The organism is Tissierellales bacterium, assembly GCA_025210965.1.
Taxonomy (GTDB): Bacteria; Bacillota; Clostridia; order Tissierellales; family JAOAQY01; genus JAOAQY01.
The window spans coordinates 1-13,705 of sequence record JAOAQY010000139.1; the positions used below are offsets into that span (position 1 = coordinate 1).

General features: G+C 34.5%; 13 protein-coding genes. 11 read left to right on the forward strand and 2 right to left on the reverse strand.

The genetic code is table 11. The features are described 5' to 3' along the window. Both N4A40_09735 and N4A40_09740 read right to left on the reverse strand, forming a co-directional pair. Positions 1-672: hypothetical protein (locus tag N4A40_09735; GenBank protein MCT4662128.1), on the reverse strand; the 672-nt coding region annotated here is incomplete at its 3' end. Between the two features lie 175 nt (positions 673-847). Then, the gene (locus tag N4A40_09740; protein MCT4662129.1) at positions 848-1,735 is read right to left on the reverse strand and encodes a transposase; all 888 of its coding nucleotides are present in this window, start codon (positions 1,733-1,735) and stop codon (positions 848-850) included. A gap of 345 nt (positions 1,736-2,080) precedes the next feature. On the opposite strand from N4A40_09740, the gene N4A40_09745 reads away from it, so the two are divergent. From N4A40_09745 to N4A40_09795, 11 genes are all read left to right on the forward strand, one after another. Further along, positions 2,081-3,034 (forward strand): phosphate ABC transporter substrate-binding protein, encoded by a 954-nt coding sequence (locus N4A40_09745; protein MCT4662130.1) that lies wholly within the window; start codon positions 2,081-2,083, stop codon positions 3,032-3,034. Between the two features lie 58 nt (positions 3,035-3,092). Beyond that, positions 3,093-3,968, forward strand: a complete 876-nt coding sequence (gene pstC, locus N4A40_09750) for a phosphate ABC transporter permease subunit PstC (protein MCT4662131.1) — start codon at positions 3,093-3,095, stop codon at positions 3,966-3,968. Next, positions 3,961-4,902, forward strand: a complete 942-nt coding sequence (locus N4A40_09755) for an ABC transporter permease subunit (protein MCT4662132.1) — start codon at positions 3,961-3,963, stop codon at positions 4,900-4,902. Before pstC ends, N4A40_09755 begins: the two co-directional genes overlap by 8 nt. 100 nt (positions 4,903-5,002) lie before the next feature. Beyond that, positions 5,003-5,746 carry a phosphate ABC transporter ATP-binding protein gene (locus N4A40_09760; GenBank protein MCT4662133.1) on the forward strand — a complete coding sequence of 248 codons (744 nt, stop codon included), beginning with the start codon at positions 5,003-5,005 and terminating at the stop codon, positions 5,744-5,746. 245 nt (positions 5,747-5,991) lie between these two features. Continuing rightward, entirely contained in the window at positions 5,992-6,459 is a 468-nt protein-coding gene (locus N4A40_09765) for a PTS sugar transporter subunit IIA (GenBank protein MCT4662134.1), read from the forward strand. 13 nt (positions 6,460-6,472) lie between these two features. Then, positions 6,473-6,751 carry a PTS sugar transporter subunit IIB gene (locus tag N4A40_09770; protein ID MCT4662135.1) on the forward strand — a complete coding sequence of 93 codons (279 nt, stop codon included), beginning with the start codon at positions 6,473-6,475 and terminating at the stop codon, positions 6,749-6,751. A gap of 50 nt (positions 6,752-6,801) precedes the next feature. Then, positions 6,802-8,163, forward strand: a complete 1,362-nt coding sequence (locus N4A40_09775) for a hypothetical protein (protein ID MCT4662136.1) — start codon at positions 6,802-6,804, stop codon at positions 8,161-8,163. 37 nt (positions 8,164-8,200) lie between these two features. Beyond that, a complete protein-coding gene (locus N4A40_09780; protein MCT4662137.1) occupies positions 8,201-8,845 on the forward strand; it encodes a class II aldolase/adducin family protein in 645 nt (214 codons plus the stop codon). A 75-nt stretch (positions 8,846-8,920) separates the two neighbouring features. Then, positions 8,921-11,677 carry a sigma 54-interacting transcriptional regulator gene (locus N4A40_09785; protein ID MCT4662138.1) on the forward strand — a complete coding sequence of 919 codons (2,757 nt, stop codon included), beginning with the start codon at positions 8,921-8,923 and terminating at the stop codon, positions 11,675-11,677. 157 nt (positions 11,678-11,834) lie between these two features. Next, a complete protein-coding gene (locus tag N4A40_09790; protein ID MCT4662139.1) occupies positions 11,835-12,734 on the forward strand; it encodes a sensor domain-containing diguanylate cyclase in 900 nt (299 codons plus the stop codon). Positions 12,735-12,894: 160 nt separating this feature from the next. Continuing rightward, positions 12,895-13,692 carry a hypothetical protein gene (locus tag N4A40_09795; protein MCT4662140.1) on the forward strand — a complete coding sequence of 266 codons (798 nt, stop codon included), beginning with the start codon at positions 12,895-12,897 and terminating at the stop codon, positions 13,690-13,692. Positions 13,693-13,705 lie beyond the last annotated feature (13 nt).

Sequence of the window (13,705 nt, forward strand, 5' to 3'; positions counted from 1 at the left end):
ATCATTTTCAAGATTTACTATTTCATTATAGATTTTTTCGGCATTTTTCATATCTTCTGCAGAAATTTTTTCATAGCTAAAATCTGAAATGAATTTTTTGAAAGTAGGGAGATTATAGTTTGCACAATCTACATCATCTTTAGCGCAATCGCCACAATATTTACTTAGTATTTTATATAGATTATCCCATTTTGAGTCGATTTCACCATAATCACCATCTTTTTCAAGTTTTAGAATTAGATTGTAAATTTTTTCAGCAGCTTTTTCATCTTCAGATGACAGCGTTATATCACCAAATTCCTTTAAGAATTCTTTGAAAGTTGGAAGGTTAATTTCATCAATAGCTTCAACGCCAAAATCTTTATCCAATTCATCGATGTCGTAATATTTATCAAGAATTTTGTAGAATTCATTCCATTTCTTATCAGCTTGATCAAATTTTTCATTTTTTTCAAGTTCTACTATTTCTTTATATAACTTTTCTAGTTTACTAAAATCAGAATTGCTTAGATTTTCGGCGTCTGCTGAAATAAATTCTTTAAAACTTGGGAAATCAGCTGAGCTGATAGCATTTAAAGTACTAGATGCGAATGCAGTTCCCATGCTTCCTGCTAATATCATGCCTCCAATTGCCAATGGTAATAATTTTCTAAGGTATTTTTTCATGTTCATAATTTATTCCTCCTAAATTTTTATTTTGTGGTTTCATCATTTGCTATTTGCTATAAACTAAGTATAGTTTTGCCATGTGTATTCCGCGTGTATTTGCAGTGCACATGAGGAGAAGAGATCAAACAAATAATAAGTTACCTTAAGATGGTGCCTGGCACCATCTTAAGGTAACTTATTATTTTGAATCGTCGTTTTGTATATGAATTACTGCTGTTTTACTTATATTTATATTTTCACCAATTTCGTTTAGTTTATAATTGTATTTAATTGCGTTTTTTACATATTGTTTTTTGTATTTTTTCATAGATCTTTTCCTAGTGCCACTTTTTATAAGGTCAAAAACAGCCTGATCCGGCGATATTTCTGATAGGATTGTATCTAGTGAAGGCGCATTTTCTGCGTGTTTTTTGCGTTCTATTTTTTTAGCACTATTTTTATTATCGCAATCTTTTTTTTGCTCTAATTTTTTAATAGGATCGGCTATAGTAATCGTATTTTCTAAGAATTCTTCATCTGCTGAATTAAACGTTTCCATAAATTCTGAGTAATTTTTTGTAGCATTTTGTCTGTCTGCTGAAAATAAATTCATGATAAAATCTGTATCAATAAAATCACTTTTTATATTTTTTCTATAATAGATATCACTGCTCCATTTATAGCCTGACACATTTTTACATAAATTTGCCTTAACGGGATTTTGATGTATATATCTAAGTAAATCCATTAAGTAAATTTCATCTTGAACCCAGATACCATTATATCTTTTTTCAAAAACATGTCCACAATGATTATATCTATAATTATAATATTTGCTATAGTTACTGTTTATTTTGTGCATGATTTCTTGAAGAGAACTATTGATTGGTCGAATAATCATATGATAGTGATTGTTCATTATGACAAAGCCATGAATTTCAAAGTTCAAATCTTGTTTATAATTTTTCACGATATTACCGAAACAAATCTTATCCTCAATATTCCTGAAAATAAAAGATTTATTATTACCGCGCTGAATGACATGATAAAATGCATTTAAAAGTTCGATTCTAGGTCTTCTTCCCATAAAAAGCACCTCTCATAACTGATTTTCACAAAATAATTTCAAATTATCAACTTCATTGTATCACCAACAAAAGTTCTGTCAAGTCATTCGGTAAACTATATTTAAACTTAATAAGTTACCTTAGTATGGTGCCTGGCACCATACTATGGCACCATACTAAGGTAACTTATTGATGAAGGGGGTTATTAATTTTGTTTATAGAAAGATAAGAAGCTATTGAAATTTCTTATATAAACTAAAATCTTTCTCTTAATGCCAGTATTTCTGTTATAATAATGAAGATTTTATAGAACGAAATATTGTATATGTGGGATGTTATTTTCATTTTGGGGAGGAGTTTAAATTATGAAGAAGAAAATTATGCTGATGCTACTTATAGCATCTATGGGAACTGCTATGCTTTCAGGTTGTGGAACGAAGGCTAGTGAGAATCAGACGCAGAAAGAGGTTTCTGTAGAAGCGAGTGAGGATGCTGTAGTAGAGGAAAAGGATCTAGTAGAAGCTGAGAGTTTGTTACTTAAGGGTTCTAGTACATTAGCTCCAGTTATAACGAAAATGACTGAGAACTTTAAGTCAGAGAATGGTACTTGGGACAAAGTAGATTCTAAGTTTGATGCTACGGAGATAGATATTGCTATATCTGGCGGAGGTTCTGGAACTGGTGTCAAGTCAGCTATAGATGGTTCGAGTAGTTTTGGACTAGTATCTAGACCTGTTAGTGACGAAGAGAAGGCAAAGATAGATGGATATCAAGAATTTAAACTTGGTACTGATGCACTTACACTATCAGTAAATCCAGAGAATAAATTGTATGAGCTTCAAGATTCAATATCTACAGAAGATCTTAGAAAGATATTTTCTGGTGAGTACAAGTTTTGGGATGAGGTAAATGCTGAATTAGCACATGAAGAAATCGTACTTGTTACTAGAGATTTAGGCGGTGGAGCGCATAAGGTATTTGCTAAGAAGGTTATGGGAGATACTGAGGTTAGCGAAAATGTAATACAAGCGCCGTCGATGGGAGCTTTGGTTACAAAAATTATAGAAAATAAAAATGCAATAGGTTATGCTTCGTTTGGTGTTGTAAATCAAAATGAAGGAAAGGTTAGTCCGCTTTCTATAGATGGAGTAGCTCCTACAGCTGAAAATATAATCAGTGGAGATTATAAAATTTCTAGACCGTTACTTGTAATCTGTGGTGGAGAATTGACAGATGCTCAAAAAGCTTTTGTAGATTATATGACTAGCGAAGAAGGAATGAAAATAGTTTCAGAGCTTGGATTTGTGGCTGAAAAATAAGAATATAAAGTCTGCCAAAAGTTGATTGGCGGGCTTTTTTTGATTTGGGGGTGAAATGGTGAGCAAGAGAGTTTATGAAATACTAGAAGCTATATTTAAACTCATAGTTAAAATCATGAGTGGGTGTGTAGTACTGCTTTTGGGATTGATAATAGCATTTGTGTTTAAAGAAGCCATTCACGTGTTTGAAAATACTTCGATATTTGATTTTGTTCTAGGTGCCAAATGGAGACCAACGTCTGAGCCTGCTTTACTAGGCATACTTCCAATGATACTTGGAACTGTATTTTCATCATTTATTGCACTTTGCATAGCTCTGCCAATTGGAGTTGGGACATCATTGTTTTTGAGCTGTCATGCAAGCACTAGAGTTAGAACGTTTATGGTTTCTGTTCTGAATTTGCTTGCTGGAATACCTTCTGTAGTATACGGATTTTTTGGATTGATTGTAATCGTGAAATGCTTTGAGGTAAATTTGGGCATGGCATCGGGTGAATCTGTTCTAGCAGCCGCCATCTTGCTTTCAATAATGATACTTCCATATATCATATCGACATGTGAGTCGAGTATGAGCAAGGTAGTTATAAAATATGATACTGCATCTATGGCTCTTGGCGTTTCAAAATGGCATATGATATACCACCTCATACTTCCAAGCACCAAAAAAGGTATATTTTCGGCTACGATGCTTGCATTTAGTAGGGCAATGGGTGAGACTATGGCTGTCATGATGGTTATAGGAAATACTCCTATTTTTCCGAAATTATTTGGAAAAACACAGACTATACCAGCTCTTATAGCTCTTGAAATGGGCGGAGCTCAAATTGGAAGCGTTCATTATCATAGTCTGTATGCAGCCGGGCTTGTGCTCATGGTTATACTAATAATTATAAATAGGGTGGCTATGAAATGTGAGGTGGATTCAAATGATTGATAATAAGAAGATTACGAACGATGACATTTCAAAAAGCGGTGCTAAAAACATTTGTAAAAAAAATATTGCTACAAAAAGCGGTGTTACAAAGAATAGTTCAAAGTCATATGGTGTGAAGCGTCACTATATCGGAATTAAGATATGGCTTGCAGTCAGTGTGTTTTTAGTGATTTTGTCGTTGTTGTATATATTTGGATTCATTGGATTTAATGGTTTTAAGGAGATGAGCTATGAGTTCATTACTCAAAAGCCAAAGGGAAGTCCACTTGGATCGGAAGGCGGAATATATCCAGCAATAATAGGTAGTATATGTTTTATGCTGATAGCTATAGTACTTGCGTCGCTAAGTTCATTTGCAGTTGCTATAGACCTTTCATTTTACACTAAATCTGCAAGCAAGAAGAGAGTAGTTAGTATGATTGTATCTACTATGGCAGGAATACCATCCATAGTATTGGGGCTTTTTGGATATAGTTTTCTAGTAGTTGCTCTTAAGTTTGGAGTGTCAGTATTTACTGGCGGAATAGTTCTAGGAATAATGATTTTCCCATACATGACTGTAAAATTTGAGAAGTGTTTTTCGGAAATAGATGGCGATATATTAGAAGCTTCATATGCACTCGGTACGAACAAATTTTATACCATAATCCACCTAGTATTGCCTATTTGCTATAGGGAAATGATTTCCACCATGAGTCTTGCAGGGTGTTTTGCTATGGGTGCAACTGCTCCTATATTGTTTACAGGTGGTGTGCTTTATGCATCTAGGATAAAGGATATTTTTTCACCAGCTATGGCACTTCCACTACATCTTTATATGCTAATTGGCGAAGGCATATCTCTTGAAAAAGCATATGGGACGTCATTTGTTCTTGTATTGGTGCTAATATCGTTTAACGCAATTGCACTTTTGTTTAGCTGGAAAAAAGAATAAAATACAAACATTAGAAAATGAGCCAAGTTGTTTCTTTAAATACTTTATTTTTTAGGGAAATTTGCGTGCGATATTATCAATGTAGAGAGGAAGTTTAGCTATGACCAACAGTTTATTAGAAATCAAGAATTTAGATGTTTATTTTGGAAAGCAGCATATATTAGACGATGTAAATTTGTCATTTGAGAAGAATAAGATAACTGCAATAATAGGTCCATCAGGATGTGGGAAGTCGACGTTACTTAAAACTTTAAATCTCATGATATATGAAAATAGTGAGAGCAGGGTATCAGGAGATATATTGCTTGGCGGAGATAAGATTTCGGATATGAGAGCGGAACACGTCAGGGAAAAAATAGGTATGGTATTTCAAAACCCAACGCCATTTCCCATTTCTATAGAGAAGAATATGTCTTATGCGATGAAATACTACGGTATAGACAAGAAAAAGAGAAAAGATATAATAGAAGATAAGCTCAAGGTAACAGGACTATACGGAGAAGTACATGAAATGTTAAATAAGAGTGCGCTTAAACTATCGGGTGGTCAGCAGCAGAGACTTTGTATAGCTAGGGCCCTTTGTATAGAACCAGATATATTGCTATTAGATGAGCCGTGCTCTGCGCTAGATGTAAAGAGTACTTCAAAGATAGAATCAATGCTATTAGAGTTAAAAAAGAATTACACTATAATAATAGTTACTCATAATTTGGCGCAGGCAAAACGCATAGCCGATGAGACTGTGTTTATGCTAGATGGATGCGTTATAGAAGAAGGAGAAACGAAGAAGTTATTTGATAATCCGAAATATGATGAGACTAGAGATTATTTATCAAACAATTAAGTAGAATACAAGTGCAATACAATACAAATGAGCCAGCAGAAAAATACAAATTATTTTTCTGCTGGCTCATTTGTGCTTTTTAAAAAAATATAAGCGTATCTGTATATGGAGTGTATATATTTAAAAAAGATAATTGTCAGTTTATTTTGAAAACAAGCGCGTTTGAAGAATTTATACACTTTTTTGGCATAGTCATTGCAATATGTAAGGGCAGAGTATGATAGACAGAAAGGGGTGTGATACTAGTGAAAGAAGATAAAAGCTTAATTAATTCAGATTTGGTATTTTTAGATGTTGAGGCAGAGAATCAATGGGAAGTCTTGCATAAATTGGCTATGGAGCTTGAGATGCAGGGGTATGTGAAATCAAGTTATGGAGAGGCTGTGATAGAACGAGAAAAAGTTTTTCCAACAGGGCTCCCTACCATGAATGTTCAGGTTGCAATACCTCATACTGATGCAAAACATGTCAATAATGCTGGGATATTGTTTGCAAATTTAAATAAGCCTATTTTGTTTAAGGAAATGGGAAATGGTGTGAATGATGTGTCTGCTGAGATGATATTTATGCTTGCTATTGATAAACCTGAAAATCAAGTTGAAACATTAGGAAAGTTGATGTCTATTTTCTCGGATGGTGAATTTTTGAAAAAGCTCAAGAGTTTGACTGATTCTGAAAAAGTAGTTGAATTGTTATCATCAAAAATAAGCTAAGGGGGTTTTGATTATGAAAAAGATTATTGTTGCTTGTGGTTCTGGGGTGGCTACATCGCAATCAGTTGCTTCAAAAATCATGAGAATGTGTGAGGATGAAGGTCTTAGGGTTACGGTAGAGGCGGTGGACATCAAATCTATTGATACGTTAATAAGTCAATGTGATATTTATGTATCGATTACACCGAATAGTAAAGATTGGGGTATTCCTACAATCAATGGCATTCCATTTTTGACAGGAATGGGTATGGATGCTGAATTTGAAAAACTAAAGGGGTATTTGAAAAATTAATTTTTCTAAAGCGGTGGAAGGCACGTAATTTAGAAAAGGAGGGAATTATTTTGGGTAATATTTTGCAGTATATTTTGGATTTAGGGGCAGCTATTTTTCTGCCGATTGTAATGATTTTACTTGGACTCATCATGAAAATGAAACTGAAGAAAGCGATTTCAGCGGGGCTTACATTGGGAATTGCGTTTATAGGTATGAATGTAGTACTTGGATTTATGTTTAGTAGTATTAGTCCAGCCGCAGATGCATTTGTTAAGAGCACGGGAATACAGTTAAATGCAATAGATGTTGGTTGGTCACCACTAGCAGCAATTGCATGGGCGTGGCCTTATGCGCTTATGATATTTCCGATTCAAATTGCTATAAATTTAGTGATGTTGGCATTTGGTTGGACAAATTGTTTGAATGTAGATTTGTGGAATGTTTGGAATAAGATACTTACAGCAGTTATAGTAGCAGCTATTACTGGAAGTGTTCCAATAGCGCTTGCTATTGCAGGAGTTCAAGTGGTTTTTGAGCTTAAAAATGCAGATTTAATGCAAAAACAAATTGAAAAGATCACGAATATTCCAGGAATAACTTGTCCTCACAATATGATGTTAAATGCAATTATATTAGCGCCACTTAATAGATTGCTTGATTACGTACCGGGTCTCAAGTCGAAAAAGATGGATGCTCAAGGTCTTAGAGAGAAGATAGGTATATTTGGAGAAAATAGTACTATGGGATTTATAGTAGGTGGAGCAATCGCTGCATTTGCAGGATATGATCTAAAAGGTGTTCTCACCACAGCTATACAGGTAGCGGCGGCACTTACGTTATTTCCGATGGTTGCGAAACTTTTCATGCAGGCATTGTCACCAATTGCTGATGCGGCGGGAGAGTTTATGAAGCAAAGATTTAAGGGAAGAGAGTTTTATATTGGCTTGGACTGGCCATTTTTAGCTGGTCAATCAGAGGTATGGGTAGCAGCTATAGTACTAGTTCCTATCGAGCTTGGTTTAGCTGTGCTGTTTTCAAAAATAGGACTTAGCAATACGATGCCACTTGGTGGAATTATAAATATATGTTTTGTGGCAGCAGCACTAGTTGTAACTGGTGGAGATTTGATTAGAATGATAATACTAGGAATAATGACCACACCTCTTTATCTAATAGTTTCAAGTCAGTTTGCTCCTATGATAACAGATTTAGCTAGGCAAGTGGGAACTATAGATGTGCCTGCGAATCAGACGCTTACTTGGTTTGGATTAGAAGCACCTGGATTTAGATGGGTAATGGCTCATGGAGCAAATATAGTAAATGGCGATGTAATCGGTTTGGTTATGTTAATTGGATATATAGGACTTTCATTTTGGTATTATCGCCACATGAAAACGAGAAATGCAAAATTGGAGCAAGAAGCTGCATAATTGAAGCAGATATAGCATAATTTTAGGAGGTAATTTGATGTTAGAACAATTGAAAAAAGAAGTAGTTAGAATAGCAAAACTTGCTGATGACAATGGGCTTTGCAAGCATGGATCGGGGAATTTTAGCATAAGAGATGAGGATAGTGGATATATAGTTATTACTCCGTCTGCGGTATCTCGTGATGAATTGACGTATGAACATGTATGTGTAATTGATTTAGATGGAAAGATTATAGAGAAAATGGAATCGGTAAGACCTAGTAGCGAATCGTTAATGCATTTAGAGGTGTATAAAACTAGAAGTGATTTGAAATCAATAGCTCATACCCATTCGAAATTTGCAACGACATTTGCTGTACTAGATAAGGAGATACCACCAATAACATATGAGTCTATAGCATACGGAGCAAAATTGCCTATAGCACCATATGGACGTCCGGGGACAGTGGATTTGGCTAAAAGTATTGTCGAACCTTTAAAAGAGTCGGATTGTTGTTTGATGTCAAAACACGGAGTATTGGCTACGTCTGTTAATAATTTGTATGATGCATTTTTGAAGGCAGTATATATAGAAGAAGTTGCAGAAATTTATTACAGGGCTATTACTATAAATCCTGGAATTGGTGGAATAAGTCAAGATGAGTTTGATAAATGGGCTTATCCAGAAGAGATAGGGCAGTAAGTTTTGTGATATAATGAAGTAAGGGTTTTCAGAATTTTATAAATCGTCCGAAAATGGGAGTAGGGATGGTGAGTTATGAAGAGTATAGATAGGGTTTTAAATTATATCAGAATTCAATTCGAATCGAGTGAAGATATGGAGAAGGGTCATTCACTTGAAAATATTGGAATTGATGCTCGAGAAGTTGCAGAGAATTTAGGTATACAAAGGTCAAATGCGAGCGCTCTTTTGAATCAATTAGTCAAAGAAGAAAAATTGGTGAAGCTAATAGGTAGACCGGTGAGATTCATTGATAGCAGAGTTATAGCAGATGATATGCTTAAACGATATGGATATGAATGGTCTAGCGAAAACGTAGTTAGTTTTAGTGCGCAAAATAGCGGAAATATTAGAGTTTTTGATGAACTCATAGGCTTTCGTGATAGTTTGAGAGTGGCAATAGAGCAAGCTAAAGCGGCTATGTTATATCCTCCAAATGGTTTGCACACATTATTGACTGGAGAGAGTGGAGTTGGAAAGACTACTTTTGCAAAGAAGATGCACTTATATGCAAAGAAAAAAAGAAATGTAGAATTTCCATTCGTATCATTTAATTGTTCTGATTATTATAATAATCCTCAGCTTCTCATGTCTCATTTATTCGGACATATAAAAGGTGCTTATACTGGAGCAGATTCAGATAAAGTAGGTCTCATAGAAGAGGCTAATGAAGGGGTTTTGTTTTTAGATGAGGTTCACAGATTGCCGCCAGATGGTCAAGAGATGCTATTTTATCTCATGGATCAGGGTCTATATAGACGTATGGGAGAAGCTGGATATAAGAGAAAGAGTAGGGTGCTGGTAATTGCAGCGACCACGGAGAATCCACAGGAAGTTTTGCTTAGGACATTTTTGAGAAGACTTCCTGTAATGATTCACCTTCCTAATTTGAAGGAAAAACCGATATCGGAAAGACTTGAGATGATAGTTTCTATATTTGAAAGAGAAGTAGAGCAGATTGGAAAAACTATTTCCATAGTTCCAGAAGTTATGAAGGCGCTGTTGATTTACGAGTGTAGCGGAAATATAGGACAATTAGAATCAGATATAAAACTACTATGTGCTCGCGTATTTTTGAATTCTATACAGAATGAATCAAATTGCATGGAGGTAGAATTTTCTATGCTTCCTGAAAATATCAAAGAGGCGGTTTTCAATATAGTGAATTTGCCTAAGATGGAACAAAATTTTTTGAATAGAATAAAGAAACCTTGGGTTATAGATGGAGTATTTAGAGATTGTCTTTCGTCAAGTTCTTTGTACGAAGATATACTAAACAAATATGAGAGTTACAAAAATGAAGGAATGGACATAAAACTAATAGATCAGCGTATTACTGAATCAATTTATGGTCATTATGAAAGAGAGATAGAGGAAATAAAAGAATGTCATGAAGTTTTGAATATCAGAGCGCTATATAAAATAGTTGAGAGGGAAGTTGCTGACATTTCGGTTGATTTGACTAAGAATATTACTTGTGAAAAAGATGTTGATTTTGATGGAAGTTTAATGTTTGGTTTAGCTCTTCACCTTCAGGCACTTTTAGAGAGGCTAAGAGCTGGAAAGACTATTTCTAATCACAATTTACTTTCAATAAAAGAGATGTATCCAGAGTATTATGAGATAAGTGGAAAGTGGGTAAAGAATATTGAGAGTGCATTTGGAATAGAGATACCAGAGGATGAACGTGGATTTTTGACATTGCTTATTGATAAGCATTTGAAGAAAGAGCATGCTAAGAATATCAGTGAAACGGGCTTGCTTGTAATAGCACATGGAGAGAAAACGGCTACAAGTATGGCAGGGGTTGTAAATAGTTTGTTAAATACAGATTGTGTAAAATCTATAGATATGCCGCTTGATCAGTCTGTAAGAGTAACATATGAAAATACAGTAAAACTTATAAAGAGTTATTCAAATAAAGAATGGCTAATACTTGTGGATATGGGCTCGCTAATTCATTTTGGTGATCAGCTTATGGGAGAACTAGGACTTCCGGTAAGGGTGATACCAAATGTATCAACACCTATGATTTTAGAGGCTACTAGAAAGATAAGTTACGGCGATGTAGGACTAGAAGCAATATACAATCAAATGATTAAGAGAGAAAAAATAGTGAGAAAAAAAGCTATACTATGTCTATGTGTTACTGGTGAAGGTGCTGGAAAGCTTGTGAAAAATGTCTTGGAACAATTGATTAAGGATACTGGAAATGAGAAGCAATTGAGAATAATAGCAGCTAGTTATGAACATGTGAATGGAAACAAAGCTTATTTGAGCCGTTTGAAGGAGGATTATGAGTTTATAGCTTATGTTGGAACAGTTGATGTAAATATTGATATTCCTTATTTTCCAGTCCAAAATATACTCAGAAAAAAAGGACAAAATGAGTTACTTAAACTTATAGAAGTCAAGGTTAATGAGATTGAAAGGATTCAAGACAAGCAGAGTTCTATGCTAAAATCTGCTGAGAAGATATTAGAAGAATATTTGCTGCTTATAAATCCTAAGCTTGCGATAGCTCATATTGACAAGTTTTTGAATCAATTGGAGCTTGCAAATCAAATGGATGAAGATCAATTGGTAAATTTCATAATACATATAGGCTGTGCCCTCGAGAGGGTTGTGAGAGGGGAGCATATAGTATTTGATGACAAAGAGGCATTTGTAGATGAAAATAAGTATGTATTTGATAAAGTTAAGCGAGAAATTGAGAAGTTGGAAGATGTCTATAGATTCAAGATAAATGAGGATGAGATTTGTTACATGGTAAAGATAATAAATATGTACTAGTGGTTAGATTCTATTCATAATTAACATTATAAGTTACCTTAGTATGGTGCCTGGCACCATACTAAGGTAACTTATTTGCTGTTGAGGTTTGATTGTTGAATTTAGTGGTATTTAATAAGGGTAGGTAGTATTTATTTTAAGTGATGGGGGGAAGGTTATGCGGGGGATAATTTACGAACAAATGCTAAATAATGTTTACGAAGGAGTTTATTTTGTAGATAAAACCAGAAAAATTACATTTTGGAATAGTGGTGCAGAGAGAATTACAGGATTTAAGGCGGATGAAATTTTGGGGAAGTATTGCTATGAAAATATATTGAATCATATGGACGAAAATGGTAGACAATTGTGCATGAATGGTTGTCCTTTGCATGAAACACTTAAAGATGAGCAAATGAGAATTACAACTGTGTATTTGCATCACAAAGATGGGCATAGATTGAAGGTAAATGTAAAGGTGTTTCCAATGTACAATGATGAGAGAGAGCTAGTTGGAGCCGCTGAGGTTTTCGTGCAGTCGAAAAAAGCGTTTGCATCTGATTTAACTGAAGAAGAGCTGAAAAGCATAGCTTATATAGACCAATTGACGAAAGTTCCAAATCGAAGGGCTACAGAATCTACACTCAACCTTCATCTAGACGAATTCGAAAGAGATAGGCAAGAGTTTGGGATAGTATTTTTAGACATTGATCATTTCAAATACGTGAATGATAATTATGGTCACAATATTGGAGATGAGGTACTGAAGATGATAGCTCAAACACTGAATCAAGCGATTAGATCTATAGACTTTGTTGGAAGATGGGGTGGCGAAGAGTTTGTGATTATACTTGAAGGTATAAGCTGTGATAGTTTTCCTCAGATACTTGATAAATTACTCATACTTGTAAGGGAGAGTAAACTCAGATTGCCAGAGGGGAATGAAATATCTGTTACCGCGTCTTTAGGAGCGTCTATGGTTAGAAAAAATGACACAGTAGAATCTTTAATTTCTAGAGCTGATGAAAATATGTATTATGTAAAGCAAAATGGAAGAAATGGATGGAAGTTTAGCTGATGTGCGAACGAATATTATATTGCTCGGCAAATTGAAGTGAAAATTTGGTTTGCTGAGTTATTTTGTGTTCTAAAGATATGTTTTGCGTAATTTGTGTTGAATAATTTTGAAAAGAATGCAAAATTAGAATGGGTAATTATGATATTGAAGGAGGAAAATCATGACTTTTGTTATGTATGGAGTATTGACAGTGTTGTTTAGTTTGAGTTTTATGTGGTATACGGACAAATTTTTGGTTAAATGGGTACTTGGAATCACGGGTGTTATTGGTGTGGTTTCGATTGTGTTTTCATATGGACTTGGAATGTGGAAACTTTTGTTGGCTATATTTGTGATATATTTAGCTATGAGCGTTAAAGAAAGGCGATTGATGAATACATTGATTTTGTCTATTTGGTTTTTAGCTGGGATAATGCTAGGTGTATTACTTTTAAATAATTTAGGAGTTCAAGACGAAAAGACGATGATATATTCAATTATAAGTGTATCTATAATTGTTAGTATTGGTACGAGTTTTTTGATTGGAATAAATGATAGAGTAGAGGAATATTCTCTCGGTAAATCGTTAGTTTTATCTGTTTTGGTTGTTACTATAGCTAGTATAATAGGATTTTTAATTATGAGTGTAAATAGAGGTCTTTATCTAGATGTATTAAAAGAGAGCGCATCGATAAAACTCGATGCTGATAGCGGGTATGTAAATCTTCCAATAGCTTTAGAATTTGGTCTCATAGCAATGCTTGCATGGGCAAGCTATAAGAGAATTTGGAGTAAAGAGGTGTGGGAAAGTCACCGTGCCAAATGGGCAGATTTGCGACTTGGAGTATTTATAGGATCTATAGCTGTACTTTCTATGATTATGATCAAATTGAGTATAGTGACAGCTGTAGTGGTTGGGTTAGCTGGATTTATATTGTTTATGATGAGGAAAAGCGGAGGGTCAATCAGTAGAAGTTAGTTAAAAGTAAAGA

Bases quoted from the DNA above. Each gene is read 5' to 3' on its own strand.
- N4A40_09740 (MCT4662129.1), bottom strand. From the start codon at position 1,735: ATGGGAAGAAGACCTAGAATCGAACTTTTAAATGCATTTTATCATGTC.
- N4A40_09745 (MCT4662130.1), top strand. From the start codon at position 2,081: ATGAAGAAGAAAATTATGCTGATGCTACTTATAGCATCTATGGGAACT.
- N4A40_09795 (MCT4662140.1), top strand. From the start codon at position 12,895: ATGACTTTTGTTATGTATGGAGTATTGACAGTGTTGTTTAGTTTGAGT.
- N4A40_09780 (MCT4662137.1), top strand. From the start codon at position 8,201: ATGTTAGAACAATTGAAAAAAGAAGTAGTTAGAATAGCAAAACTTGCT.
- N4A40_09785 (MCT4662138.1), top strand. From the start codon at position 8,921: ATGAAGAGTATAGATAGGGTTTTAAATTATATCAGAATTCAATTCGAA.
- N4A40_09770 (MCT4662135.1), top strand. From the start codon at position 6,473: ATGAAAAAGATTATTGTTGCTTGTGGTTCTGGGGTGGCTACATCGCAA.
- N4A40_09760 (MCT4662133.1), top strand. From the start codon at position 5,003: ATGACCAACAGTTTATTAGAAATCAAGAATTTAGATGTTTATTTTGGA.
- N4A40_09755 (MCT4662132.1), top strand. From the start codon at position 3,961: ATGATTGATAATAAGAAGATTACGAACGATGACATTTCAAAAAGCGGT.
- N4A40_09790 (MCT4662139.1), top strand. From the start codon at position 11,835: ATGCGGGGGATAATTTACGAACAAATGCTAAATAATGTTTACGAAGGA.